This is a genomic window from Streptomyces sp. NBC_01707 (assembly GCF_041438805.1).
Lineage (GTDB): Bacteria > Actinomycetota > Actinomycetes > Streptomycetales > Streptomycetaceae > Streptomyces.
On the sequence record NZ_CP109190.1, the window covers coordinates 2,023,118 to 2,049,030 of the forward strand.

The following is a 25,913-nucleotide window of genomic DNA, read 5'->3' on the forward strand; positions in this document are numbered from 1 at the left end:
GCAGGCGCAAGGAGTCACCATGAATGTCAGCAGACGAACCCTTCTCGCCGCGACAGGCGCCACTGCGGCCATATCCGCCACGACACTTGCCACGTCGGCCGGTGCCGCGCGCGCGCAGTCCGGCGACACGGCCGACGAACCCGTCGAGACGGTCGGTACCGTCGGTTTCGACGCGCTTCTGCAGCGTGCCGAAACTCTCCTGACCGGCGGCGCGTTCGACCCCTCGGACGCCGATTTCGCAGCCGCGGTCGCGGCCCTGGACGCCACGGCGAAGGGGCTCTGGGAGACCCTGGACCGCAGTGCCGGACGGACCGCCCTCTGGCCGGACCTCTCGCCCGCTACCGACCCGGGCAACTTCGGCCAGAGCTACACCCGGCTGCGTACGCTCGCCACCGCCTGGGCCACCCCCGGTACCTCACTCGCCGGCAGTGCGGAGGCGGCGGACACCCTCGTCGCCGCGCTGCGCTTCGCCCACGACACCGCGTACAACCCGGCCAAGCGCGAGACGGGCAACTGGTGGTTCTGGGAGATCGGCGCCCCGCGCGCGCTGATGGACTGCTCCGTCCTGCTGCGCGACCGTCTTCCGGCCGCCGATCTGGCGGCCTATCTGGCGGTCGTCGACCGCTTCTGCCCTGACGCGGACCGTCGCACCAACTCCCCCACGCTCGCCGAGACGGGCGCCAACCGCACGGACAAGGCCGTCATCGTCGCGCTGCGCGGGCTGCTGGGACAGGACGCGGCCAAACTGGCATCGGCCCGTGACGCCCTCTCCGACGTACGTGACTCGGGACGCAACAGCCTGTTCCGGTATACGAGTTCGGGTGACGGTTTCTACCGGGACGGGTCGTTCGTCCAGCACGATGTGGTCGCGTACACCGGTACGTACGGCGCGGTGCTGCTCGGCGGCGCCGCGTGGCTGCTGTCCCTGCTCGCGGACTCCGAGTGGGCGATCGCCGACCCGAGCGTCTCCGTGATGTACGAGGCCGTCGAGCGTTCCTTCGCGCCGGTGGTCTTCGACGGGCTGATGATGGACGCGGTGCGTGGCCGAGCGATTTCCCGGGAGCGCGCCGGTGACCACCGTGACGGTGCGGCGGCCGTCGCCGCGATCCTGCTCCTGGCGACGGGCGCACCCGCCGCGTACGCCGACCGCTGGCGCGAGCTGGTCAAGGGCTGGCTGACCCGCAACCGCACCACCCCGTTCGCTTCGCTCGCCACGCTCCCCCAGCTCGCCCTCGCCAAAGCGGTGCTGAACGACCGGACCATTCACCCCGGACCGCGCACAACGGGCCACTTCGTCTTCGCGGACATGGACCGGGTGGTGCACCGCCAGGCGCGATGGGGCTGCACCCTGTCGCTCTCCTCGAAACGCATCTCGGCATACGAGGCGGGCAACGGCGAGAATCTGCACGGCTGGTACACCGGCGACGGCATGACCTATCTGTACGACGGCGACGACCTCGGCCAGTTCGACGACGGCTTCTGGCCGACCGTCGACCCGTACCGCCTGCCCGGCACCACGGTCGACACCCGTGAGCGAACCGATCTCGGCACCGGCACCGGCACCTCCACCTACCGGCCGACGAACGCGGTCGCGGGCGGAGCGGTGCTCCACGACCGGTACGGTGCTGCCGCGATGGAGCTCATCGGCCCCGCAGGCACCTCCCTGCGGACCAAGAAGTCGTGGTTCCTGCTGGACAACGCGGTGATCGCGCTGGGCGCGGGCATCTCGTCGGGCGACGGCCGCACGGTCGAGACGATCGTCGAGAACCGCAACCTCGGCCGGAACGGCACACAGCGGCTGCTGGTCGACGGCGTCCGGCAGCCCGCCCAGCAGGGCTGGACGCAGAAGTTCGGCCATGCCCGGTGGGCCCATGTCGACGGCGTCGGCGGCTATGTCTTCGCCGACCCCACTGATCTGCGCGCGCTGCGCGAGGAGCGGACCGGGACCTGGCGGGCGATCAACACCGGGGCGGACACCGGCGGCAGCACCGATCCGGTCACCCGCCGCTACCTCACGCTCTGGGTCGACCACGGTGTCTCGCCCGCCGGTGCGGGCTACTCCTATGTGCTGCTGCCCGGTGCCTCCGCGGCCGCGACCGCGGTCTGGTCGCATTCGCGGCCGGTCCGGATCGTCGCCAACGACACCACCGCACAGGCCGTCGAGGCCCGCAGGCAGGGGCTGACGGCAGTGAACTTCTGGGGTGCCGGCACCGCCGCCGGGATCACCGCATCCGGTCCGGCCTCGGTCCTGGTCCAGCGCCGGGGCCGGGAGCTCAACGTCGCCGTCGCCGACCCGAGCCGCACCCTGACGTCGCTCACCGTCGAACTTCCCTTCCCCGCCGGCCGGGTGGTCGCCGCGGACGACACCGTGTCCCTCGCGCCGGGCCGACACCCCGTGCTCACGGTGGCGGTCGGTGGATCACGCGGCCACACGCACACCGCCACCCTCTCCTGACCGGGCACCGGCGGCCGGCCCGTGAGCACCGGCCGCCGGTCCGCCGGTCCCCCGTTCCTCCTCGAGCTCACTGGCTACGATCTCACCGGCTTCCACGCCGACAAGTGGGAGTAGCCGATCGACACGGACGAAGGCCGTCCTCGCCGCGCTCAGCCTGCCCACACCGCCCGTAGACCCGTCGTCCCTGACGGACTGAGGAGCACCGCCCGCATGACCGCGCCCTTCCTGCACCTCCCGCCGACCGACCGACTGCTGTCCTCACGGACCGGCTGGACGCGCGCCCACTGGGAGGTCACGGCCGACCGCATGCTCGACGCTCTCGTCCCGTACGCGACCTCGGGCTTCGCCCAGTACCGGCTGCCCGGCCGGGCCAGTTGGTCGGGCGTGGTGTCGGACGGGCTCGAGGGGTACGCACGCTCCTTCCTGATGGCGGCCTTCCGGATCGCCGGAGCCCAGGGCGACGTCGACCCGAAACTGATCGAGCGCTACGCGCAGGGTCTGGCGACCGGCACCGACCCGGGGTCGGCCGAGGCCTGGCCCGCACTCACCGACTGCTCACAGCAGATGGTCGAAGCGGCCTCGATCGCCGTGGCGCTGCACGAGACCCGCCCCTGGATCTGGGACAAGCTGGACACCCGCGTCCAGGAGCGGGTCGTCGACTGGTTCTCGGGATTTGTCGGCGGCCGCACCTGGGACAACAACTGGCGCCTCTTCCAGGTGGTGTCCGAGCAGTTCCTCGCCTCGGTGGGCGCCCCGTACAACCGCTCCGACATCGAGAGCAACCTGGACAGGATCGAGGACTGGTACGTCGGGGACGGCTGGTACACGGACGGGGACGGCCGGAACTTCGACTACTACATCGGCTGGGCGATGCATCTGTATCCGCTGCTCTGGTCGCGCATGGTGGGCCCGGGCGACGACGGGGGCAGGACCGAGGTCTACCGGCAGCGGCTCTCCCGGTTCCTGGAGGACTATCCGCAGTTCTTCGGCTCCGACGGTGCGCCGGTGCACCAGGGGCGTTCCCTGACCTACCGATTCGCGGCCCTCGCACCGGTCTGGATGGGGGCGCTGGCCGACTGCACGCCGCTCGCGCCGGGGCTGACGCGTCGGCTCGCCTCGGGCACCCTGCGGCACTTCGTGGAGCGCGGCATCCCCGACGAGCGGGGGCTCCTGACCCTCGGCTGGTACGACACGTTCCTGCCCAGCACCCAGCCGTACTCCGGTCCCGCCTCCCCGTACTGGGCGAGCAAGGGGTTCCTCGGGCTGCTGCTCCCGGCGGACCACCCGGTGTGGACGGAGCGCGAACTCCCGCTTCCGGTGGAGGAGTCCGACCGGTACACCGCGCTGCCAGCACCGGGGTGGCTACTGCACGGCACCCGGCACGACGGTATCGTCCGGCTGATCAACCACGGCAGTGACCACAACCCCCCGGCCGCGACCGACGACGCACCGCAGGCGGGCGAGGAGGATCCGCACTACGCGAGACTCTGCTACTCGACGGCGACGGCCCCCGAGTCCGCTCCGCACGCCGTGGCACGTTCCGTCGACGGCCATCTGGCCCTGCTCGCACCGGACGGCACCCCGTCCCGGCGGCGCAGGATTCATCCGTTGCGCTGCGAGGACCGGATCGCCTCGTCCTGGTACGCGGCCGAACTGCCCGGTGACGAGCGTACGTACCGGATCGAGACGACGAGTGTGCTGCACGGCCCGTGGGAGATCCGGGTGCACCGGGTCGATGCGCCGGAGGGTGCGATCGTGCGGGAGGGCGGTCATTCCGTGGCGCACGAGGAGCGGCCGCGCGTCTCGTCGGGCCCCGGCTGGGCGACGGCGCGCACAGCCGACGGTCTGACCAGTGCCGTTGTCGCACTGTACGGCTGGGACACCGAGGAGGACGCGGAAGCCGACGGCGGCGCGGCGGTCGAGGAAACCCCGGAGGCTGTGCAGAGCGCGCGGGCCGGCATGACCGCAGGCGGCCTGGAGACGCACGGGTCCGGTGTCGCGCGGGACGTGCAGTCCAATGCGTTCGGACCGCACTCCGCGATCCCGTATCTGTGTGCCGCCCATCGTCCGGGCGGGCGGAGCATCCACGTCTCGCTGATCGCGCTGTCCCGCGACACCGTGCATCCACGGGCGTTGCGTACGTCGGTGGTGGTGCGGGCGGACGCGGATTCGGTGGTGCTGACCTTCCTGGACGGCACCACGGTCGAGGTGTGAGCGCGGGAGGCGGGGCGGATCAGGGCTTGATGCTCCTGAACCGGTTGTCCTCCCGTCGCTGGATGTGGCCGATGAGTTCCTGCGCCAGGGACTTGATCGTGTCGAGGCCGGCCCGCCCCCAGGGGCGGGGCACGGTGTCGACGGCGCAGACGGCGCCCAGTGCGACGCCCGTGCGGTCGATGAGCGGCGCCCCCAGATAGGAACGGATGCCTATCTCGTCGACGACCGCGTTGCCGGCGAATCGCGGGTAGTCGCAGACGTCCTCCAGGACCAGTGCCTTGCGCCGTGCGACGACATGCGGGCAGTAGCCGTGGTCGAGCGCCATGTACCGTCCGCCATGGCCGCTGCCCGCGGCCGTGGCACCCAGATCGGAACCGGTGCGGGTGCCGGCAGGGGTGTGCAGACCGGCGAAGAACTGCCGGTTCCCGTCAATGAAGTTGACCATCGAATACGGCACATCCGTCACTTCGGCCACCTTGTCCGCGAACGCGTCGAAGCTGCGGAACGAGGTGTCGCCGCGCTCCCCGAGCCCGAGCATCCGCAGTCGTCGGGTGCGGACGGAGGCATCGCGGTCGACGGGGGTCAGCAGCGGCCGACCGGTCGCGTGTCGGCTCACGGACGGGCTCCGTAGCCGGAGAGCGGGGCCGGTGAGGAGGTGGCGTTGATCAGGTGCTGCACCAGCGTGACCAGCGCTCCGGTGCCCGAGCTGGCGATCCGGGCGTCACAGAGGATGACGGGCACATCGGGGCCGAGGTCGAGCGCGGCGCGCACCTCCTCTGGGCCGTAGCGGTAGGAGCCGTCGAACTCGTTCACTGCGACGATGAATCCGATGCCGCGCCGTTCGAAGAAGTCGACCGCCGGGAAGCACTCCTCGAGTCTGCGGGTGTCCGCCAGCACGACCGCGCCCAGCGCGCCCTGGGAGAGCTCGTCCCACATGAACCAGAAGCGCTCCTGGCCCGGGGTACCGAACAGATAGAGCACATGCTGCTCGTCGAGGGTGATGCGGCCGAAGTCCATGGCGACCGTGGTCGCGGTCTTGGACTCGATCCCCTCGAGGCTGTCGGTCGCGGCGCTGACCTGAGTGAGCAGCTCTTCCGTGCTCAGCGGTGCGATCTCGCTGACCGCGCCCACGAACGTCGTCTTGCCGACGCCGAAGCCGCCCGCCACGAGGACCTTGAGTGCGACGGGGAAGTATTCGGTGTCCCCGGTGCCGTCACCCCCGGCCGAGCCGCCGAAGCCGTCAGAGCTGTCGTCGTAAGCCATCGAGCACTGCCTCCAGCAGGGATCGGTCGGTGGGCATGTCATGAAAGGCCGGCGGATGCGCGGTGACTGCGCCGCAGTCCACCAGATCGGAGACGAGCACCTTGGTGACGACCGCGGGCAGCCGCAGATGCGCGGCGATCTCGGCGACCGAGGTGGGACCGCCGCACAGTCCCAGCGCCACGCAGTGCTCGGGGCCGAGATGGGTCTGCGGATCGCTGCCCGTGGCCATCACCAGGGAGAGCAGGTCGAGCACGGTCGTCGGACGGGTACGGCCGTCGCTGACGGTGTACGGACGGATGAGCCGGCCGGCCGCGTCGTCGAGCAACGGCCCGTCCTGCTTGGCCGACACCCTCACAGTCCCGTGGCGCTCGGTGCCCCGGCCGCTTGTCTGGCCGGGGTCATCAGATACGGCCGGACGCTCTTGACCAGCATGGTCATCTCGTATCCGAGCACCGCGGCATCCGCTTCGCGTCCGGCGAGGACGGCGAGACAGGTGCCGGAACCGGCGGTGGAGACGAACAGCAGCGTCGAGTCGAGCTCCACCACCACCTGGCGGACCTCCCCGTTGTCGCCGAAGCGCGCCCCGGCGCTGCGCCCGAGGGAGTACAGGCCGGCGGCGAGCGCCGCCATGTGGTCGGCGCTGTCGGCATCCATGCCGTGGAGGGACTTCACCAGCCCGTCGGCGGAGAGCAGGACCGCGCTGCGCGTGTACGGCACACGCTGTACCAGCCCGCTCAGCAACCAGTCGAGGTCCGAGACCTGACCGGACGGCATATCGGTCGCCATGGTGCATCTACTCCTTGAAGGTGTTCGTCTCGAGGGGGTCCGGGGCGGGCTGCGACGGCTCGGCGGGCGCGGTGAGTCCCCGGACCGGCAGCGGTTCGAGTGGGGCCGGCGGTCGCCAGGCCTGCGGTGCGGGCGCGTCGAGGACGCCGTCCGGGGCCTGAGCGGTGTCGGCCTCCGAGACGCTGCGCGCCTCGGCGAGTTCGATGCCCCGGCGGAAGGACGCCATCAGGCCCGGGTCGTGCAGGACGGGTTGTTCGTCCTCGGCGCGCGGCACGGGAGCCTCCCTGAGCTGCGGGACCAGGTGTTCCTGGTTGGCGCGCCTGGGGAGTTGGGGCCGGCCCATGGTGCCGCGCACGACTCCGGGGTCGGGCTGGAGCGCCGCGATCGCGTCGTCCGGGCGCTGGACACCGGGGCGGGCATCGGCGGGGGTGCACCGGTTGACGCTCTCGGCACGCGACGGCAGCGGTGGGGCTTCGCCCTGCCTTCGCAACTGCTGCGGTGGTTGATGCAGCCGCAGTGGCCGACTGGGCATCTGCGGCTGCCGGTCCGGGGCCGGGGCGGGGCTCAGGTTCCGCTGGTGGGCGGTGTCGTCCTGGGCCGGTGGCCGGTGTACGGGACCGGGTGGCGGGACCGGGGCGGCGTCCGCCGTCGGGGGCGTGTCCCCTTCGACCCCGAGCAGGGACTGCGGCAGCACCAGCACGGCCTGTGTGCCGCCGTAGATGTTGCTCTGCAGCCGGACCGCGATGCCGTGCCTGCGGGCCAGTGACGCGACGACGAACAGTCCGATCCGGCCGTCCTGCAGCAGATGGGCGACGTTGACCCGGTCGGGGTCGGCGAGCAGCGTGTTCATCCGCTGCTGTTCGTTGCCCGGCATGCCGAGCCCGCGGTCCTCGACCTCCAGGGCGAGCCCCGCGGTGACGTGCTGGGCACGCAGCAGCACCTGGGTGTGCGGGGCGGAGAACACCGTGGCGTTCTCGACGAGTTCGGCCAGCAGATGGATCACGTCGGCCACGGCGTGCCCGCGTAGCGTGCCGTCGATCGGCGGCACCAGCTTGACCCGCGGATAGTGCTCGACCTCGGCGATCGCCGAACGCAGCACCTCGGTCATGGTGACCGGGTTGCTCCACTGCCGCCGGGAGACGGCGCCGCCGAGGACGGCGAGGTTCTCCGCATGCCGGCGGATGCGGGTGGCGAGATGGTCGACATGGAACAGGCCCTTGAGCAGATCGGGGTCCTCGACCTCGTTCTCCAGCTCGTCCAGCAGCTGAATCTCACGGTGTACGAGCGACTGCAGCCGGCGGGCGAGGTTGACGAAGACCTCCACCCGCTGTTCCTCGCCCGATGCGCGGGTGAGCCGGGAGGCCTGCACGACTGCGGCCACGGCCCCTTCGTGCGAGCGGCCCATTTCCTGCGCGAGCAGGTCGAAGGCGTCGCTCCCGGGTGGGACGGGCTGCGGGGGCCGCCGCGCGGGCAACGGCTCGCCGTTGCGCAACTGCTCCACCACCCGCTGCAGTTCCGCCTGCCCCTGCGCACTGGAACGGCGCAGGGCCAGACACCGGCCGAGGACGGTGGTGGCGACCCGGTTGGCACCGAGGGACGCGGCGACCACGGCGGCGACGGCCAGCGCCGCGGATCCGCCCAGCGCGGCCCAGAGTTGGGTGGTCATCGGGGCACTCGTGGAGCGGACGGTGATGACCACTGCTGCGGTGCCGCTCAGTGCCACCGCGACGGCCGGCAGCACGGCCGTGCGCAAGATCTGGGGCCGTATGCGGGCGTCGGGGGACGGCTGTGCGGCGCGCGGCCTGGCGGCGGCCGAGTGGGCACGGGCCCCCGGCCGGCCGTGCCGCCCGCCTTCTCGGCGTTCCGGTCGCGCTTCGGGTGCGCGAAGTTGAGACATCAGCGTCCTCGGTACGTGGGGCACCAGGATTCGGCGTTCATTGGTGGCACCTACGGTGGTCGGTCAGGCTCAGGTCATCGGTCGGGCAGGCCCGGAAGATATGAGCCCACCGTTGATCACCGGCCACACACGGTAGTCGTCGATCGCGTATCCGTGGCGGGCAGTTGTAGAACTTGCCCGCCATCCGTCCCGCTCTGGTATGAGCTCTCGCACGGACAGCCGAATACGCCTCATTGACACCCGCCCGCGTACACGTAGACCCGGGCAGCCGGAACACACATGACGGCGCGGCCGGTCCGGCAGACCCGGACGGTCCGAACAGTTCGAGCGCGAATACCCCGGTCGTAGTCATGGAGGAGCTTGCAGGAGGTGGCTGCGGGATCCGCGAATCCACGAGCACGGTGCGTGCTCAAGTGGGGTGCGATGCACGGTGAGGGTGGGCGGCGTCGTCCGAGGTCGACGCCGTCGACCGGCCGACCGGCGCGGAGCCGGGTGAAGCACACACGCCTCGGCCGACAGGCGCGGGAGGGGTTGCCAGGGGTCGACAAGAAGCGGAGCGTGGAAATACGGGGGAACAGCAGAACTCGGGGGTCTCCACAGGACGAGGCTCATCATGACCAGAACTCTGCGTAGGCGAATCCCGGCGTTCGTGGCTGCATCCGCCTTGGCCTCAGCGCTCGCCTTTTCCGTAGCTGCACCGACAGCCCAGGCGGCCCCACAGGTTCCGGCGCGGACCACCGCGTCACAGGCCGCACCCGCCAGCTGGTGCGACTGGCACCCGGGCGACTGCGGATGGCGGCCAGCGCCCACCACCTATCCCGTGTACCCCGTCTACCCCGTGTACCCGGTGTACCCCGTGTATCCCGTTTACCCCAGCTACCCCATGTACGTCTACTAGTCACGACTTAGGCGATCTGTGGTTCGAAGGGGCGCAGGACGATGGCGCGGGTGACGGGGCGGGCCTCCGGGTCGTCCGAGCTGCGGGCCCGGCAGAGGCCCCACCCCGCCGTCGAACCGGAGGAGTGGGGCACTCGGTGTCAGGACTTCACACTCCGGGGCCCGACACGGATGCGGCACGGGTTTCGCGAAAGCGGCAGCCGGATCTGTTGACGGGCCTTCGGCTCCCGCTCCCCCCGGGGGGAGCGGGAGTCAGTGGCCCGGCTCGCCTGGCTCTGCTAGGCAGCCGATAGTGCGGCAGCGGCTTCGCCATGTCTCCGAGGCCGCTCTCCGTTCGCTGTCAGATCTCCGCGACGAGGTCGTCATCAGGTGCCGAGGTGACGACGGCCCCGGTCGGCTCCGGAGGCGGCCACTCGGCCCACCCCTCCAGGGGCGTTGCGGCGCACTGTCGCCACCACGGCTCGACGGCCGGTCGGTCCGCGGGCTCGAAGGGCTCACCGGGTCGAGGCGCGGCAGTGACCTGGCCGACCGTGTGACCAGCTAGCATCGTCCGCTCGGCAGGCTCGTGCCAGGGGTGAACGGCGAGGTTGAAGGTGCCCCAGTGGATGGGCAGCATGACACCGTGCGGCTTGCCCCCTTGCAGGTCGAGCTGCGCCTGCATGCCCTCGTCGGGGGTCATGTGGATGTCGGGCCAGTACTCCGAATACGCACCGATCTGGATCATCGTCGCGTCGAACGGGCCGTGCTCGGCGCCGATGTCCTTGAAACCGGGGAAGTAGCCGGTGTCCCCGGAGTGGTAGATCCGGTGCTCGGGGCCCGCGACGGCCCAGGACGCCCAGAGCGTGTGCTGCTGGTTGCGCAGGCCACGTCCGCAGAAGTGCCGGGCCGGAGTCGCGGTGAAGCTGATCCCGGCGATGTTCGTGGTCTCGTTCCAGTCGAGCTCACGCAGCCGGTCGGTCGACACGCCCCAGCGCTCCAGGTGGGCGCCGACTCCGAGGGGCACCGCGAAGACCGTGTCCGTGCCCGCCAGGGCGCGGATCGTCGGCAGGTCGAGGTGGTCGTAATGGTCGTGCGAGATCACGACCGCGTGGAGCGGGCCGAGCGTGGCGAGCGGCAACGGCACCGGGTGCAGCCGCTTGGGTCCGGCGAACGCGAAGGGCGAACAGCGCTCACCCCATACCGGGTCGAAGAGCACCCGTCGGCCGTCGATCTCGGCGAGCACGCTCGAGTGGCCCATCCAGGTGAGCCGCAACCCCGAGGCCGGCGGCCGGGCGAGGTCGGCGAGGGTGGTCGCATGGACGGGCATCATGCCGTTCGGCGACCTGCGTACCCGCTCCTCCTTGTGGAAGTAGACCTTCGCGAACTCCAGCGTCGAGCCGGACGGCCTGGTCCGGGCCCCCACCGGGTTCTGGAAGACCCCGTCGGCGAAATTGGGCGAGTTCCGGATGCGCTCCATGCGCGCGCCCCCCGGGTCGGCGCCGAATGCGGCGGGTCGCAGCGAACGCAGCCGGGTACGGAGCGAATGCAGGGAGTCAGCGCCGGTCACAACATCTCCTGAGGGAGTCGGTGTCGTTTCATTATGAGCAGGGGGTAGCACAGTGCGAGTACGGGACGGCCAATGGAATGACGGCGGGACCCTGCCGTCTCAGCCACGCAACTGCCCGTACGCATGTTCGACATGCAGACGCAGCACGATCCGCCGGTCGCGGACCATCGCACTGCGGTAATCGTCCCAGTCGGGGTGCTCGCCCTGCACGTCCCGGTAGAGCGTGATCAGCTCCTCGACGGTCGCGTCGGACGGATCGGCGGCGACCGGCGACAGTTCGGCCGTGCCGTCTGCGACCGTCCAGGCCCAGCGGTCCTCGCTGGTGACGTGGTAGCTCGCCCGCGGATCGCGCCGCAGGTTCCGCGTCTTCGCCCGGTCATCGGTGATCGAGACACGGATGATGCGCTCCGCGGGATAGTAGAAGTGATTGACATTGGACAGCTGGGGCCGGCCGTCCCGCTTCAGCGTCACGAGCACCCCGCCGCGCTCCTCGGCGACCAGCCGAAGGAGCGCGTCCTGCTGTGCATCGATTCCCGTCATGACGAATCCAACGTGCACAGCGATCACAGGATTCCGCGTTCCGCCACTGACTCATGTCACATCCGGCGGCCGTCGCCCGGCGCATCCGCGACAGCAGCCGGCCGACACCGATGGACACCGGGCAAGGAAACCGGCCATGACCGCCCGCACGTCGCTGGACGTGGCCCCGCACAATCGGGACCGGGATCGGCGAGGAGCGGCGGGTCGAGCTGACGACCGCGATCCGCGCCGTGGAGGAGATGCGCTTCCGCACCCGTTCGCACGCGGCCTGACCGGCCAGGGCTTCACGCGGTGCGATCCGCCGAAGGCCGCCGCCCAGGGCACGGCCGACCCCATCCACTGAACAACGATTCAGCAAGGGTCACATTGACAGGGCCGCCCCCACCTCCCGATACTGACCGGCGATTCAGTAAATCGTTGGCTGCGGCGGCCACCCCGGATGGCCGGAGACGCTCGCCCGCGCCCCGGCCCGAACCGCTCCGGGACCCACCCCGACCACTGATACCGAGGAGACACCCCGATGACGACACCGACGATTCCGACGGCGCCGGCGGTGTCCTCGGCCGCTCCGCCCGCCCCCCTGATCTCGCTGACCTGGACGGACCACGTCACCGGTCGCCAGGGCCATCTGGTCGTCGACCGACTGGTGCGCGGCGTGTCGAGCGGCGGGCTGCGGATGCGGGCGGGCTGCACGCTCGACGAGGTGGCGGGCCTTGCCCGGGGCATGACGATGAAGGAGGCCCTGCACTTCGATGCCGATGACACACAGGCGCGCTACATACCGCTCGGCGGCGCCAAGGGCGGCATCGACTGCGACCCGCGCGACCCTGAGGCGTACGGGGTGCTCGTGCGCTATCTGCGGGCGGTGCGTCCGTACATAGAGAACGTCTGGACGACCGGCGAGGATCTCGGTCTCACCCAGGACATCGTCGACCGGGCGGCGGCCGAGGCCGGGCTCGTCTCCTCGATCCAGGCGGTCTACCCGCTCCTCGACGACGAGACGGCGGCGCGGCAGCGGCTCGCCGACGCGTTCGCCGTCGAGGTGGACGGCATCGGGCTCGACGAGCTGGTCGGCGGCTGCGGGGTGGCCGAGTCGGCGCTCGCCGCGCTGGACCGGGCGGGCGTCGCGTACACGGAGGCCAGGGTCTCCGTACAGGGGCTCGGCACCATGGGCGGCGCCACGGCGCGGTTCCTCGCCCGGGCCGGACTGAAGGTCGTCGCGATCGCCGACGTCAAGGGGACGATCGCGAACCCGGCGGGCCTCGACGTCGAGACGCTGCTCGCGGCCCGGGACGCGTACGGAACGGTGGACCGCGGTGCGCTGCGCGACGGAGACCAGGAGCTGCCCGCCGACGCCTGGCTGACGCAGGAGGCGGAGGTACTCGTGCCGGCGGCGGTCTCGTACGCCGTCGACGCCACGAACCAGGCCCGGATCAGCGCCCGTTGGATCGTCGAGGCGGCGAACATGCCGGTACTGCCGGAGGCGGAGGCGCTGCTCGCCGAGCGCGGCATCACCGTACTGCCCGACGTGGTCGTCAACTCCGGTACGAACGCGTGGTGGTGGTGGACGCTGTTCGGCGACATCGGGGCCGATGCCGAGGAGGCGTTCTCGCACACCCGTCGTTCGATGCGGGCGCTGATCGGCCGGATGCTGGCCCGCGCCGAGGCCGACGGCTCCACTCCCCGGGCGGCGGCCCACGCCCTCGTCGCCGAGCGGCTTCCTGTGATGGCCGAACGGTTCGGCTGGTACCGATGAGCACGGTTCGGCTGGTACCGATGAGCACGCCGGGCCGCCGGATCCGCTGAGCCGCCGGACCTGTACGGGCGAACCGGCTCCCGTTTCCCGAGGGGCCGCACGGCGAATAGCTGCCATGGCAGCTTCCCGCCAGCTCCGACCGCCACTGTTACGTCATGCTCCTGACAGTCTCACCTCACCACCCCCTGAAAACACACGAGTTCACGAGGTGAGAATGAGACGGACCAGATGGGCGGCGGCCTGCGCCACAGCGCTCGCCGCCGCCCTTGCCGGTGGATCGCTCCCCGCCACCGCCGACCAGGCACCCGCGTTCGCCGATCCGGCCCCGTCCCCTGGAGCGGGCGGTGGAACCCGCACCGTCACCCTGCTGACCGGCGACGTGGTGACGTACTCCGGCAGCGGGAACGCCGTGGAGATCAGTTCCATCGTGCCGGGACCGGGCCGCGAGGGCATGGGCTTCACCCGGTTCCGGGCGGACGGCCACGAGTACGCGGTGCCGATCGACGCCGTCGGGCAGATCTCGCAGGGCCGGGTGGACCAGCGCCTGTTCGACGTGAGCGAGCTGGTCGCCTCGGGGTACTCGGACCGCAGCACCGACACGCTACGGGTCCTGGTCGGCGGCGCCACGCCCTCCGCCGGAAGCCCGGACGCGCCGAAGGGCGCCCGCGTTGCCGCGGCCTTCCGGACCGCCGGGACCACGGCTCTGACCGTGTCCAAGAAGTCGGCCGGCACCGTGTGGAAGCAGCTCGGCACGGCCTCCCGGGCCCGCACCGCAGGCATCGGGAAGGTCTGGCTGGACGGCAGGGTGCGGGCCACGCTCGACACGTCCGTACCGCAGATCGGTGCGGACAAGGCGCACCGGGCCGGGATCACCGGGAAAGGCACCAAGGTCGCGGTGCTCGACACCGGCTACGACCGTGACCACCCCGATCTGAAGGGCGTCGTCACCGCTTCGCAGGACTTCACCGAGGACGGCGACGTCCAGGACCGGCAGGGCCACGGCACCCATGTGTCGTCGATCATCGCCGGTTCCGGTGCGGCGTCCGAAGGCCGTTACGCGGGCGTCGCGCCGGGCGCCGAGCTCGTCGAGGGCAAGGTCCTCGGCAACGACGGCTACGGCTACGACTCGTGGATCCTCGCGGGCATGCAGTGGGCTGTCGACCAGGACGCCCGGATCGTCAATATGAGCCTCGGGTCGAACCGGGCCTCCGACGGCACCGACCCGTTGTCCGCCGCGGTCGACAAGCTCTCCGCCGAGCACGGCACGCTGTTCGTCATCGCCGCGGGCAACAGCGGCGACCGGACGATCAGCGCACCCGGCGCCGCCGATGCCGCCCTGACGGTCGGCTCGGTCACCAAGTCCGGTGAGATGTCCGCGTTCTCCTCGCGTGGACCGCGCCAGGGCCGGCCCGCGGTCAAGCCGGAGATCTCCGCACCGGGCAGCGCCATCGTGGCCGCCCGCGCCGCCGGCACGCTCGACGACGCGGCCGTCACCGAGCAGTACGCCTCACTCTCCGGTACGTCGATGGCGAGCCCGCATGTCGCGGGCGCCGCCGCCCTGCTGACCCAGCGCCACCCCGACTGGTCGGGCGCGCGCCTGAAGTCCGCGCTCGTCGGCAGCGCCGCCCCGGTGGCGGGTGCGTCGGCCTCCGACACCGGCGCCGGTCTCACCGACGTGCCGGCGGCGTTGGCGGCGAAGGCGGTGGCCGAACCCGCCACGCTGGCCGCCCACACCACGTACCCGAACGCCTCCGCCGCCGCGCAGAGCCATGAGGTGACGTGGACGAACACCACGGACAAGCCGGTGAAGCTACGGCTGTCCGCAGGGCCGGGCCGGGCGATCCGGCTGGGCGCGGAGACCGTGACCGTGCCCGCGCGTTCGTCCGCGGTCACGGACGTCGTCCTCGAGCCGTCGCGGGTCGAGGCGGGGACGACGTACAGCGGGGCGGTCACCGCGACCTGGCCGGGGGGCGGCCGGGCGACGGTGCCCGTCTCGGTCGAGGCCGATCCTGAGACGTACTCCCTCACCCTGACCGGTCCCGCACCGCGCGAAGGCGCCGAACGCACCTCGACGGGCGCGGTCCTGCAGAACGAGAGGACCGGCGCGTCCCAGCTGATCGGGCTGGACGGCACCGAGCCGAGGACGGTGACGCTGCCGCGCGGCAGTTACCGGATCCTCGGGCACACCTGGGAGTACGACACGGTCGGCAACACCGTCGTCGGGACCGCGGCGATCCACTTCGCCCGGCGGGTCACCGTCAGCGGGGACCGCTCCGTCACACTGGGCACCGAGGGGGCGAAGCCGGTCAGGATCGGCGTGGACGACGGGTCGGCGCGGGTGTCCCTGCAGTCTGCGACCGGGATCGTGTCACGCGTCGGCCCAGGTACGGGCGCCCAGGACACCGGTCTGGTCGCGCCGAGCTCCGCAGGCCAGTACCAGGTGGAGGCGGTGCCCACCACCGGTGGGACGCTGGACGGGCTCAGCTTCTTCGGCGGGCTGAGCTGGCAGCAGCGGGAGGTCGACGCGCACGAGCCCGGCTCCTCGGCCGACGCGCTGAAGCTGCTGCTCTCGCAGTACAGCATCTACAGCTGGCTGGGGACGGCCACCGGCGAGGTCGTCGACATCGGCACCGGGGCGGACACCGACCCGGCCGCCATGGACCTCAAGGGCAGGATCGTCCTGTGGACACCGGCCACCAGCCAGACCTCGTTCAACAACGCGCTCTACCAGAAGCTCTCGGACGCGGGTACGGCTGCCATCGTGTACGTGGGTTACGGGCTCTCGGTCTACAAGCCGACACCGGTACTCAGGCTGGACACGGCCAGTGTGCCCGCCCTGCGGGCCCGGCTGGCCGAAGGGCCGCTGACGCTGACGCTCGACGGCATCAACAGCTCGGCGGACGCGTACTTCCTGCATCATTCCGTCGACGGCAGGGTCCCGGCCGGGGCCGACTGGTTCGACCGGCGGTCGGAACTGGCCAAGGTGACGACGGTACAGCGTACCCACGGCTACCCGTCCGACCCCAAGGGCATGTACGCCTGGACGACCTGGCACGGGCTGACGCTCTTCCAGCAGTCCACCCGCTACCGGCCGCCGTCGGAGCAGACGCTCTACTACACCCCGGACGTGGCGTGGACGACGGCTACCTTCCATTACCAGTACGACGTCGCCGAACGGGTCTACCCTTTGGGGACGCTGGTCAGCGCGCCGACCGTGTACCGCGCGGGCGGTGAATACCGGGACGACTGGATGTCCGCGCCCTTCAACCCCGCGCTCGGCAAGCAGGCCGGGTCCGCACAGATCACCCGGGACGGCGACAAGCTCAATGTGGCGCTCCCGATGTTCTCCGACGCGGCCGGCCATCGCGCCGAGACGGCGCCGGTGGCGGACACCGGCAGCACGGTGCTGGCGGACGACAGCGGGAAGGCACTGGCCCGCAACGGCGCACCTGGCCGGGCCACGTTCGACCTGCCGCGCAAGGACAACTGGTATCGGCTGACCGTCGATGCCACCCGCACCTCACCGGATCCGGTGACATGGATGCTCGGGGCGCAGGTGACCAGCGAGTGGCGGTTCCGCTCCGGCCACGAGCGGTCCGCTGCCGCGGCCCGGTTGCTGGACCTCGACTACCGGCTGCCGCTGACCGGCGAGAACGCGGCGGACGCGGACAAGCCGCTCGACTACACGGTCGGCCTGACCGCACAGGGCGGTCAGCGGGCGCTTCCCATCACATCGTTGAAGGTCTGGTACGCGACGGACGGCACCGACTGGAAGCAGGCCACGGCGGCGCGCGGGGCCGACGGCCGGTGGAAGGTCACGGTGCCTGCCGCGGGCACCGCCAAGGTCGACCTGCGGACAACCGTCACGGACACCACCGGTGCGTCGCTGACGGAGACCCTCATCGACGCGTACAACTCGGGCTGCGCCGACATCTGGTGCTGACCGAGGCCTGACAGCTGGAAGGTCGGGGGCGGGCCGCTTGCGGTCTCGCCCCCGACCTGTCGGGAACCCCTGCATTGGTTAGGGTGACGCCGTGGCAAGAGTGCGGTTGAGCGTGGCGGAACGACGCGAGGAGCTGCTGCGTGCTGCCGTCGAGCAGATCGAGGTGCGAGGCGTCGCCGCGGTACGGATCGCCGATGTGGCGTCCGTCCTCGGGGTGAGCAACGCACTCGTGCTCTACCACTTCTCGACGAAGGAGAAGCTGGTCGCGGCCGCCTTCGCGCATGCGGCCGAGGCCGACCTGGCCCATCTGCGCAAGCTGCTCAGCCGCCGCACCAGTGCGGTACGGCGGCTGCGCGCCGCCGTCCGCTGGTACGCGCCGACCGGACAGGCCAAGGGGTGGCGGCTGTGGATCGAGGGCTGGGCGGCCTCGTTGCGCGATCCGGCGCTGCGCAATGTGGCCGGCGATCTCGACCAGCAGTGGAAGGCCGAACTGGCCGAGGTCCTCGAAGAAGGGGCCGCCGCAGGGGAGTTCCACTGCGACGATCCCATGTCCGTGGCCTGGCGGTTGACCGCGCTGCTGGACGGTCTGGCCGTCCAGATGACGTCCTACGCCGGTCCGCTCTCCCGGACCACGATGCTGGCGTGGACCGACGAGGCGCTCGCCCGCGAGCTGGGCATCGACCAGGAGGCACTGACGGCCTGACCCGGCCGGTTCCCCCGCGCTCCCCGTTTCCTCCCGTCTCCCGCCACCTCCCGGCCGGTCGGTCGATCAGGTCTGACGCAGGGGTGCGTACGCTTCCCGCTGAAGTCCGAACGTCCAGGCCACACCCTCCTTCGCGGTCCTGGTCGTCGGCGGCACCCGCAGCCAGTACGTGCGATGCGTGCCGTCCGGCTCCGGGGTGGAATTGACCACCTCGACCATCACCACGTCCTCGTCGCCCTGCAGCGCGATCCGCCACAGGATGCCCGTCTCGTCCCGGTGCACCGGCTCGGCGCCCGACTCGGTGAGGTAGCGGTCGTAGCCGTAGAACTCCAGCATCACGCGGCGCAGTTCCGCGTTCTCCTCGTTGCGTATCCGCTCGGGGGTCAGGGCCGCCAGCTCCGCCAGGAACTCGGCGGGGACCGGCATGCCGCGCCAGGCGTACAGCGCGAATCCGTCAGGGTACGAGAGGGCTGGGCCGTCCCCGCGGTCGAGCCGGCCCGCCTCGTCGCGGTGGAGTGCCTCCGGGCGTTCGCTGAGCACCACCGTGCGCTCGTAGGGCCACCACCAGCCGGCGTGCCGGGCCACCTCCGCCAGTCCGTCGAGCCGGTCACCACGGCCGTCGAACGCGGCCAGCCACGCCGCGTCGTGCTGGCCGAGCACCGCGTCGAGCAGCACCAGCCGGACCGCCGTCTCGTCCTCGGGCCGCTGGGCGAGGGCCGTGACGACACCCGCCCGTATCCGCTCGGCGAGCGCCGCCGTGGTCTCCCAGAGCTGGGCGCCCGTGGCCGACCAGAGGGCGGACCAGCCGGCCGGTCCCAGCTCGTCGTACATCCGGCGCCGCTCCTGCGCCCACGGGCGGGTGCGCACCTCGTCGCGGACCGAGCGCCCCGCGTCGACGAGCTTCTCGACGGCCTCGACGGCCGCCTTCGGCGAGTCCGCCCAGACGAACTCCTCCGGCTCCGCCAGTCCCGCGCTGCGGTAGGCGAGCCGGACGCCGTCCTCGGCCGCGGCCCGGTCCGCCGCGCCGGTCGCCGCTGCCACGCCCCGCCATGAGTCCACATACTGCATCGGTTGTCCCCGTCCCCTGTATCGCTGTCCGGTCCTGAATCCCTGCTGTGCCACGTCCTGTCCGGTGCCTCCTGGCCGCTCCGGACGGGCCGGTCAGTCCGCGACGATGCGGACCGCGCCGGGTGCGTACTCCCGCTGGCGCACCACGCGGTACCAGCCCTTCGACAGCGGGATCGCCGCATGCTCCTCGTGCACCACGCGTCCGCCGTCGGGGAGATGGAGGAGCATCGGGCCGAACGCGCCCGCCTCGCGCATCAGCCGGCCGGGCCCCTGTACCGCATGCGCATGACCGGTGACCTCGCCGAGCGCCAGCACCAGTCGCCCCCGGGCGTCCCGCGGCTCCCCCGGCGCGTCCACCAGATGCGCGGGCACCGCCGACTCCTCCAACGACACGATCAGTACATCGCCCTGCCGGTACACAGACGTCTCCCCTCCACGGCGGCACCCGCTGTGCCGCGGCCGTGGAGAAAACGCTACGAGGAGGGTCTGACAATCGGTCACAACCGGTCCCGCCCGCCGCGTTGTCAGTGCGGCTTGATAAACCTTGCGGGCATCAGCCGATCCCAGTCTCAGGAGTTCAGGGCCATGTCCGGTGTGGATCACCTGCACGAGTTGCTCGGCCTTCCGGCCGTCGACTTCCAGCACGCGACGGGCGAGGCCCCGGCGCAGGCCGCGGACGCCGCGGCCTGGCGTATCTCGGTCGACCCGTACGACGACGAGTCCGAGATGACCTGGGAGGAGGCGTTCCAGGCGTTCCTCGGGGCGGTCGACCCGGGCGGCGTGCGAGCCCTGATCATCGGGCAGTGGGGGGAGGCGACCGACGAGACGTCGTCCTACCCGATCGGTCTGGTGATCGCCGCGGCCGACCGGCTGACTTCGCTGGAGGCGATATTCGTCGGCGACATGACGCGCGAGGAGAACGAGATCTCCTGGATCGAGCAGTGCGAGGTCACCGCGCTGCTGACCGCGTTCCCCGCCCTGCTCGAACTGGGCGTGCGCGGCGGCACGTATCTGACGTTCTCCCCGTCGAAGCACGATCGGCTGCGTTCGCTGACCATCGAGACCGGCGGGCTTCCGGTCGAGGTGATCCGCGGCATTCTTGACAGCGAGCTGCCCGCACTGGAGCGGCTGGATCTCTGGCTGGGCGTCTCCGAGTACGGCGGCGACGCGGATGTCGCGGACCTGGCCCCGCTGCTCTCCGGCTCGCGGTTCCCCCGGCTCCACCACCTCGGTCTGCGCAACAGCGAGTTGCAGAACGAAATCGCGCGCGCCGTCGCGAGCGCCCCGGTCGTCGCCCAGCTCCGCACCCTCGACCTGTCGAACGGCACACTGGGCGACGAGGGCGCGGCCGCGCTGCTCGAGGGCCAGCCGCTGACCCATCTCGAACGGCTCGATCTGCACCATCACTTCCTCACCGAGCCGGTGGAGCGTCGAATCAAGGCGGCGTTGGAGCCGCACGGCGTGCAGGTCGATCTCTCCGAGCGCGAGGAGCCGTGGGGCGGCCGCGGGATCGAAGGCCGCTACACCACGGTTGCGGAGTGATGTGCGATGACGGACATCGAACACCCCGATTCCTTCCACGGGTTGCCGGTTCTCACGTTGCCAGGCCCCGACCGGCCGCGCGCTGATCCCCTCCCGGCGGCGGATGCCGTCGCCTGGCGGCTGGAGAGCGCCTGGCAGAGCGATCTGACGTTCGCGGCACTCTGGCAGTACTTCCTCGACACGGTGGACACGACCGCGGTACGGGCTCTGGTGATCGGCCCCTGGTGGGAGGAGGAGTACACCCCCTTCGCACCGGTCGTCGAGCTGCTGTGCGCCGATGCGGACCGCTTCCCGGCCCTGCGAGCGCTCTTCCTCGCCGATGTCGTCAGCGAGGAATGCGAGCTCTCGTGGCTGGAGATGTCCGACATCACCCCGGTGGTCGAGGCGTTCGGGCAGCTGGAGGAGTTGACCGTACGCGGGTGCGGTGAGCCGGTCGAGGGCACGGAGGTCCTCGGCCTGCAGCCGGTGCGGCACAAGGCGCTCAGGTCGCTCCGGTTCGAGTCGGGCGGGCTCCCGGCCGGCGTCGTGCGGGCGATCGGTGCTTCGGATCTGCCCGCGCTGGAGCATCTCGAACTCTGGCTGGGCGTCACCGAGTACGGCGGCGACTCGACGGTCGACGACCTCGCCCCGCTGCTCTCCGGTGCCGCGTTCCCGAAGCTGCGCCACCTGGGCCTGCAGAACAGTGAGATCCAGGACGAGATCGCGGCCGCGGTGGCATCGGCCCCGGTCGTCGCCCACCTGGAATCGCTCTCCCTCGCGATGGGGACCCTGAGCGACATCGGCGCCGAGGCGCTGCTCGCGGGCCAGCCCCTCACTCATCTGACCTCGCTGGATCTGCACCATCACTACATCAGCGACCCGCTGGTCGACCGGCTCAGGGGGCTGATCGGACCCGACCGGGTGAACGGCGAACCGCACGAGGTGGAGTACTGGGATCCGGATGAGGACGACGAGCGCTATGTCGCGGTCTCCGAGTAGCACGGTAGGTCCGGTGCCACGCTTTGCCGTCGTCGGCGTGCCCGGCAACCGTCGGGTGACGCTGTTCCAGGAGGCGGTACGTGCCGCCGGGCTGCCGGCCCCACGGGTCGTGCCCTGGCCGGACGTGCTGCGCGGCGAGGTGGCGTTCCGGCCGGGCGAGACCGTACGGATGGACTCGCCCGGTGAGGACGCCGAGGTGGATCGGCTGCTGCGGGCCGTCGACGATCCGACGAGGGTGGAGGGAACGGCCCGCTGGTACGCCCGCTTCACCGCGGCCGTAAGGGAGGTGGCGCGGGCGGCAGCTGCCGCCGGCGCGGAGTTGCTGGACGATCCGGGCGATGTGGCGGTGTTGTTCGACAAGCGGCTCTGCCATGGCGTACTGGACGGCGCCGCAGTCCCCGTGCCTGCATCCGCGACCTCCGGGGCCGGCGCGCCTGTGGTGCGCGGCTGGGCTGACGTGCGCGCGCTGATGGCGGGGCACCGTATGCCGCGGGCCTTCGTGAAGCTCGCGCACGGCTCGTCCGCCTCGGGCGTACTCGCCGTGGAGACGGCCGGACCGGGCCGCGTGCGGGCGACGACGTCGGTGGAGCGTGACTCCGCCGGGCGGCTCTTCAACTCGCTGCGGGTGCGCCGCTGTACGACGGAACGCGAGGTGGCGGCGATCGTCGACGCGCTCGCACCGGACGGGCTGCACATCGAGCGCTGGCTGCCCAAGGCATCGCAGCATGGGCGATCGGCCGATCTGCGGGTCGTGGTCGTGGCCGGTCGCGCGACCCATGCCGTCGTACGGACCAGCCGCTCCCCCATGACCAATCTTCACCTCGGCGGGGAGCGCGGAGATCTCGACGAGGTCCGCGTGGCCGTCCGGGCGGCGGGCGGCAGCTGGGCCGAGGTCCTCGCCGTGTGCGAGAGGGCCGCCGCCTGCTTCCCGGAGACGCTGTGCGTGGCCGTCGATCTGCTGCCCGCGACGGGCTGGCGGCGGTTCGCCGTCGGCGAGGTCAACGCGTTCGGCGATCTGCTGCCACGCCTGACCGGCCTGCCGGGCAGTGGCGCCGAGGGCCTGGACACCTATGCGGCGCAGGTCGCCGCCGTACTGAACAGAGCAAGGAACCACCGTGCAACCACCAGCGCCTGATACCGGCCGGTCCCCCACCGACGCCCGGAACCCGGACATGAGCGGGATCGTGGGCAGCCACGACCTGTTGCTGATCACGCTCGACACCCTGCGGTACGACGTGGCGGCGGAGCTCGCCGCCGCCGGCCGCATCCCGCATCTGGCCCGCCATCTGCCGGGCGGGGTCTGGGAGAAGCGGCATGCTCCCGGCAGCTTCACATACGCCTCCCACCAGGCGATCTTCGCGGGCTTCCTGCCGACGCCCGCCGCGCCCGGCCCGCATCCGCGGCTGTTCGCGGCGCGCTTCGCGGGCAGTGAGACCACGGCTTCCCGTACTTTTGTCTTCGACACCCCCGATCTGGTGTCCGCTCTCGCCGGGGCCGGCTACCGCACGGTGTGCATCGGTGGCGTCGGATTCTTCAACCGGCAGGGCCCGCTCGGTTCGGTTCTGCCGGACATGTTCCAGGAGAGCCACTGGGAACCGGAGTTCGGGGTTGCGTCACCCACTTCCTTCGAGGCCCAGGTGACCCGGGCCGAGCAGGTCGTCGCCCGGCTTCCGGCCGAACAGCGGCTGTTCCTCTTCGTCAACGTGGCTGCGCTGCACCAGCCCAACTGGTTCCACCGGCCGGGCGCCACCCCGGAGGCGGGTGACTCCCGCGCCACGCATGCCGCCGCCCTGGAGTACGTCGACGCGCACATCGGCCGGCTCTTCGCCGCCGCGAGCAGCCGCCGCCGTTGCTTCGCCATCGTCTGCTCCGACCACGGCACGGCGTACGGGGACGACGGCTACACCGGTCACCGGCTCGGCCACGAGTCCGTATGGACCGTTCCGTACGCGCACTTCTTCCTCGAACCGGGGGCCACCGCATGCTGACGAGTCAGCCCACCATCCGCCCGTATCAGAGCTATGTCTACGCCTATCCGCACAAGACTGCGTACGGGAAACTCGACTCACACCCCACCGGGCGGCCCGTGCTGCGCGAGCTGTGGGCGGCCGAGCGCAAGGACGCGCTGTCGCTCTATCTCCACATACCGTTCTGCGAGGTCCGCTGCGGCTTCTGCAACCTCTTCACCCGGATCGGCGCTCCCGATGAGCTGACGACCCGCTACCTCGACGCGCTGGAGAGACAGGCCACCGCCGTCCGGGACGCGCTGGGGGACGAGGCGCCGGTACGGTTCGCCGCCGCGGCGTTCGGCGGCGGCACCCCCACCTTTCTGACCGCCGCCGAACTGGACCGGCTCTGCGACATCGCGGAGCAGCGGATGGGTGCCGACCTGCGCTCCGTACCGCTGTCGGTCGAGACGTCGCCGTCGACCGCGACGGCCGACCGGCTGGCCGTCCTCGCCGACCGCGGGACGACCAGGATCAGCATCGGCGTACAGAGCTTCATCGACGCCGAAGCCCGCGCGGCGGTCCGTCCGCAGCGCCGGGCCGATGTGGAAGCCGCCCTCGGCCGGATCCGTGACGTGCGCATCCCGGTCCTGAACATCGACCTGATCTACGGCATCGACGGGCAGACGGAGGACAGTTGGCGCACCTCGCTGGACGCCGCGCTCGGCTGGCAGCCGGAGGAGCTCTACCTCTATCCGCTGTACGTGCGCCCGCTGACCGGGCTGGGCCGGTACGGCGCCGACGTCGAGGCCGCGGCGGACGCCGCGTGGGACGAGCAGCGGCTGCGGCTGTACCGGGCGGGCCGGGACCATCTTCTCGCCCACGGCTACGAGCAGGTGTCGATGCGGATGTTCCGCCGCACCGACGCCCCGCAGGAGGGCCCCGCCGACTACGCGTGCCAGACGGACGGCATGATCGGTCTGGGCTGTGGCGCCCGTTCGTACACCACACGGCTGCATTACTCGTTCGACTACGCGGTGGAGATGCGTGAGGTGCGGACGATCATCGACGACTACACCGCCACCGAGGACTTCTCCCGCGCCGAAGTGGGTCGCCACGTCGACGGCGACGAGGCGCGCAGACGCCATCTCCTGCAGTCGCTGCTCCAGGCCCAGGGGCTGCGACCGGGCGAGTACCACGAACGGTTCGGCACCTTGCCCGGCGACGACTTCCGCGCCGAGCTGGACCGGTTCGAGGCGCGCGGCTGGCTGGACGGCGCCGCCGGTGCGACCGGGCTGCTGCGGCTGTCGCCCGAAGGCCTCGCGCATTCCGACGCGCTGGGTCCCGAGCTGTTCTCCCCAGCCGTACGGGCCGCGATGGCCGCGTACGAACTGAAGTGAGCGCGCCCATGGACCTGACGATCCTGTACCGCGGTCCGCTGGCGTCGTGCGACTACGACTGCCCGTACTGCCCGTTCGCCAAGCGGCGCGACAGTCCGGAACAGCTGCGTGCGGACCGTGCCGCGCTGGAGCGGTTCACCGCCTGGGCGGCGGCACGGACCGGCGACCGGATCTCGGTGCTGTTCACGCCCTGGGGCGAGGGGCTGGTCCGCTCCTGGTACCGCCGGGCGCTGGTCGAGCTGGCACAGCTGCCGCACATCGGCCGGGTCGCGATCCAGACCAATCTCAGCGGCCGCACGCGGTGGCTGGCCGAAGCGGGTGAGTCCACCCGCGACAGGATCGCGCTGTGGTGCACGTACCACCCGGGACAGACGCCGTACGACCGCTTCCTCGCGAAGTGCCGGGAGCTGACCGGCCTCGGTGTCCGGTACAGCGTCGGCGTGGTGGGTCTCGACGAGCATCTCGACGAGGCTCGACGGCTCCGTGCCGACCTGCCCGGCGAGGTCTATCTCTGGGTCAACGCGGCCGAGGGGCGTAGCTACACGGACGAGGAGGCGGACCGCTGGACGTCCCTCGACCCCCTCTTCCCGTACAGCCGGGATCCGCATCGCTCGGCCGGGATGCCCTGCCGGACCGGCGAGTCGGTCATCTCGGTGGACGGGGACGGTACGGTGCGCCGCTGCCACTTCGTCCCGGCCGAGCTCGGCAATCTCTACGACGGCAGCTATCGGCGGGCGTTGGGCCCGCGGGCCTGTCCGCTCGCCGTGTGCGACTGCCACATCGGATATGTGCATCTGGAGACGCTGCCGCTGTACGACGTCTTCGCGGGCGGGGTGCTGGAACGCATACCGGCCGAGCCGGCGGGCGTACCGGCTCACCGGGATCAAGCGTTGCTGCCGTTGTTCCCGGTCGGCGGACGAGCCTGATCGAACCGGACGGGTCGCTGCGAGCGCGCCCGTCCGGCCGAAGAGGACACCGC

Annotated in this window: 21 protein-coding genes; 12 read left to right on the top strand and 9 right to left on the bottom strand. The window is 71.3% G+C overall.

The window, feature by feature from the left end; genetic code table 11:
• Positions 1-19: 19 nt before the first annotated feature.
• A complete protein-coding gene (locus OG963_RS09250) occupies positions 20-2,455 on the top strand; it encodes a polysaccharide lyase 8 family protein (protein WP_371798746.1) in 2,436 nt (811 codons plus the stop codon).
• A gap of 210 nt (positions 2,456-2,665) precedes the next feature.
• Positions 2,666-4,669, top strand: a complete 2,004-nt coding sequence (locus OG963_RS09255; protein ID WP_371798747.1) for a DUF2264 domain-containing protein — start codon at positions 2,666-2,668, stop codon at positions 4,667-4,669.
• A gap of 19 nt (positions 4,670-4,688) precedes the next feature.
• Here the strand turns inward: OG963_RS09255 and OG963_RS09260 are convergent, their stop codons facing one another.
• From OG963_RS09260 to OG963_RS09290, 7 genes are all read right to left on the bottom strand, one after another.
• Positions 4,689-5,285, bottom strand: coding sequence for a GAF domain-containing protein (locus OG963_RS09260; RefSeq protein WP_093769965.1), 597 nt, complete (start codon positions 5,283-5,285; stop codon positions 4,689-4,691).
• Positions 5,282-5,932 (bottom strand): ATP/GTP-binding protein, encoded by a 651-nt coding sequence (locus tag OG963_RS09265; RefSeq protein ID WP_030923999.1) that lies wholly within the window; start codon positions 5,930-5,932, stop codon positions 5,282-5,284. The genes OG963_RS09260 and OG963_RS09265 overlap by 4 nt, the downstream gene beginning before the upstream one ends.
• Entirely contained in the window at positions 5,910-6,281 is a 372-nt protein-coding gene (locus OG963_RS09270; RefSeq protein WP_030924003.1) for a DUF742 domain-containing protein, read from the bottom strand. Before OG963_RS09270 ends, OG963_RS09265 begins: the two co-directional genes overlap by 23 nt.
• 2 nt (positions 6,282-6,283) lie before the next feature.
• Entirely contained in the window at positions 6,284-6,718 is a 435-nt protein-coding gene (locus OG963_RS09275; protein WP_030924005.1) for a roadblock/LC7 domain-containing protein, read from the bottom strand.
• Positions 6,719-6,725: 7 nt separating this feature from the next.
• A complete protein-coding gene (locus tag OG963_RS09280; protein WP_176901979.1) occupies positions 6,726-8,615 on the bottom strand; it encodes an ATP-binding protein in 1,890 nt (629 codons plus the stop codon).
• Between the two features lie 1,237 nt (positions 8,616-9,852).
• Positions 9,853-11,058 (bottom strand): MBL fold metallo-hydrolase, encoded by a 1,206-nt coding sequence (locus tag OG963_RS09285; RefSeq protein WP_371798748.1) that lies wholly within the window; start codon positions 11,056-11,058, stop codon positions 9,853-9,855.
• A gap of 99 nt (positions 11,059-11,157) precedes the next feature.
• Positions 11,158-11,598, bottom strand: coding sequence for a PPOX class F420-dependent oxidoreductase (locus OG963_RS09290; protein WP_030924015.1), 441 nt, complete (start codon positions 11,596-11,598; stop codon positions 11,158-11,160).
• 136 nt (positions 11,599-11,734) lie between these two features.
• Between OG963_RS09290 and OG963_RS09295 the strand changes: the two genes are divergently transcribed.
• The 4 genes from OG963_RS09295 (at position 11,735) to OG963_RS09310 (ending at position 18,000) form a co-directional block, all read left to right on the top strand.
• Positions 11,735-11,941: a hypothetical protein gene (locus OG963_RS09295; RefSeq protein WP_093769963.1), complete on the top strand. Its 207-nt coding sequence runs from the start codon at positions 11,735-11,737 to the stop codon at positions 11,939-11,941.
• Between the two features lie 177 nt (positions 11,942-12,118).
• Complete coding sequence (locus OG963_RS09300; protein ID WP_093769962.1) at positions 12,119-13,354, top strand: Glu/Leu/Phe/Val dehydrogenase dimerization domain-containing protein; 1,236 nt, start codon at positions 12,119-12,121, stop codon at positions 13,352-13,354.
• Positions 13,355-13,568: 214 nt separating this feature from the next.
• A complete protein-coding gene (locus OG963_RS09305; RefSeq protein WP_371798749.1) occupies positions 13,569-17,297 on the top strand; it encodes a S8 family serine peptidase in 3,729 nt (1,242 codons plus the stop codon).
• A 112-nt stretch (positions 17,298-17,409) separates the two neighbouring features.
• Positions 17,410-18,000 (top strand): TetR/AcrR family transcriptional regulator, encoded by a 591-nt coding sequence (locus OG963_RS09310; RefSeq protein WP_030924020.1) that lies wholly within the window; start codon positions 17,410-17,412, stop codon positions 17,998-18,000.
• Between the two features lie 66 nt (positions 18,001-18,066).
• Here OG963_RS09310 and OG963_RS09315 read toward each other — a convergent pair whose 3' ends face one another.
• Positions 18,067-19,068, bottom strand: coding sequence for a DUF6745 domain-containing protein (locus OG963_RS09315; protein WP_093769960.1), 1,002 nt, complete (start codon positions 19,066-19,068; stop codon positions 18,067-18,069).
• A gap of 93 nt (positions 19,069-19,161) precedes the next feature.
• Complete coding sequence (locus OG963_RS09320; RefSeq protein ID WP_093769959.1) at positions 19,162-19,488, bottom strand: hypothetical protein; 327 nt, start codon at positions 19,486-19,488, stop codon at positions 19,162-19,164.
• 165 nt (positions 19,489-19,653) lie between these two features.
• On the opposite strand from OG963_RS09320, the gene OG963_RS09325 reads away from it, so the two are divergent.
• The 6 genes from OG963_RS09325 to OG963_RS09350 are packed head-to-tail and all read left to right on the top strand — an operon-like array spanning position 19,654 to position 25,860.
• Positions 19,654-20,610, top strand: coding sequence for an STM4015 family protein (locus tag OG963_RS09325; RefSeq protein WP_093769958.1), 957 nt, complete (start codon positions 19,654-19,656; stop codon positions 20,608-20,610).
• Positions 20,611-20,616: 6 nt separating this feature from the next.
• The gene (locus OG963_RS09330) at positions 20,617-21,588 is read left to right on the top strand and encodes an STM4015 family protein (protein ID WP_093929275.1); all 972 of its coding nucleotides are present in this window, start codon (positions 20,617-20,619) and stop codon (positions 21,586-21,588) included.
• Positions 21,569-22,723, top strand: coding sequence for an STM4014 family protein (locus tag OG963_RS09335; RefSeq protein WP_093929276.1), 1,155 nt, complete (start codon positions 21,569-21,571; stop codon positions 22,721-22,723). Before OG963_RS09330 ends, OG963_RS09335 begins: the two co-directional genes overlap by 20 nt.
• 37 nt (positions 22,724-22,760) lie before the next feature.
• Positions 22,761-23,576 (top strand): STM4013/SEN3800 family hydrolase, encoded by an 816-nt coding sequence (locus OG963_RS09340; protein ID WP_093769955.1) that lies wholly within the window; start codon positions 22,761-22,763, stop codon positions 23,574-23,576.
• Positions 23,570-24,934 carry an STM4012 family radical SAM protein gene (locus OG963_RS09345; protein ID WP_093769954.1) on the top strand — a complete coding sequence of 455 codons (1,365 nt, stop codon included), beginning with the start codon at positions 23,570-23,572 and terminating at the stop codon, positions 24,932-24,934. The genes OG963_RS09340 and OG963_RS09345 overlap by 7 nt, the downstream gene beginning before the upstream one ends.
• Before the next feature lie 8 nt (positions 24,935-24,942).
• On the top strand, positions 24,943-25,860 hold the full coding sequence (locus OG963_RS09350; RefSeq protein ID WP_319327823.1) for an STM4011 family radical SAM protein: 918 nt from the start codon (positions 24,943-24,945) through the stop codon (positions 25,858-25,860).
• Positions 25,861-25,913 lie beyond the last annotated feature (53 nt).

What these genes read in the sequence shown, in the direction of transcription:
- OG963_RS09325 (WP_093769958.1), top strand. Translation starts at nt 19,654, where the DNA reads ATGTCCGGTGTGGATCACCTGCACGAGTTGCTCGGCCTTCCGGCCGTC.
- OG963_RS09280 (WP_176901979.1), bottom strand. Translation starts at nt 8,615, where the DNA reads ATGTCTCAACTTCGCGCACCCGAAGCGCGACCGGAACGCCGAGAAGGC.
- OG963_RS09340 (WP_093769955.1), top strand. Translation starts at nt 22,761, where the DNA reads ATGAGCGGGATCGTGGGCAGCCACGACCTGTTGCTGATCACGCTCGAC.
- OG963_RS09305 (WP_371798749.1), top strand. Translation starts at nt 13,569, where the DNA reads ATGAGACGGACCAGATGGGCGGCGGCCTGCGCCACAGCGCTCGCCGCC.
- OG963_RS09265 (WP_030923999.1), bottom strand. Translation starts at nt 5,932, where the DNA reads ATGGCTTACGACGACAGCTCTGACGGCTTCGGCGGCTCGGCCGGGGGT.
- OG963_RS09255 (WP_371798747.1), top strand. Translation starts at nt 2,666, where the DNA reads ATGACCGCGCCCTTCCTGCACCTCCCGCCGACCGACCGACTGCTGTCC.
- OG963_RS09335 (WP_093929276.1), top strand. Translation starts at nt 21,569, where the DNA reads ATGTCGCGGTCTCCGAGTAGCACGGTAGGTCCGGTGCCACGCTTTGCC.
- OG963_RS09250 (WP_371798746.1), top strand. Translation starts at nt 20, where the DNA reads ATGAATGTCAGCAGACGAACCCTTCTCGCCGCGACAGGCGCCACTGCG.
- OG963_RS09300 (WP_093769962.1), top strand. Translation starts at nt 12,119, where the DNA reads ATGACGACACCGACGATTCCGACGGCGCCGGCGGTGTCCTCGGCCGCT.
- OG963_RS09330 (WP_093929275.1), top strand. Translation starts at nt 20,617, where the DNA reads ATGACGGACATCGAACACCCCGATTCCTTCCACGGGTTGCCGGTTCTC.
- OG963_RS09350 (WP_319327823.1), top strand. Translation starts at nt 24,943, where the DNA reads ATGGACCTGACGATCCTGTACCGCGGTCCGCTGGCGTCGTGCGACTAC.
- OG963_RS09290 (WP_030924015.1), bottom strand. Translation starts at nt 11,598, where the DNA reads ATGACGGGAATCGATGCACAGCAGGACGCGCTCCTTCGGCTGGTCGCC.
- OG963_RS09275 (WP_030924005.1), bottom strand. Translation starts at nt 6,718, where the DNA reads ATGGCGACCGATATGCCGTCCGGTCAGGTCTCGGACCTCGACTGGTTG.
- OG963_RS09345 (WP_093769954.1), top strand. Translation starts at nt 23,570, where the DNA reads ATGCTGACGAGTCAGCCCACCATCCGCCCGTATCAGAGCTATGTCTAC.
- OG963_RS09295 (WP_093769963.1), top strand. Translation starts at nt 11,735, where the DNA reads ATGACCGCCCGCACGTCGCTGGACGTGGCCCCGCACAATCGGGACCGG.
- OG963_RS09315 (WP_093769960.1), bottom strand. Translation starts at nt 19,068, where the DNA reads ATGCAGTATGTGGACTCATGGCGGGGCGTGGCAGCGGCGACCGGCGCG.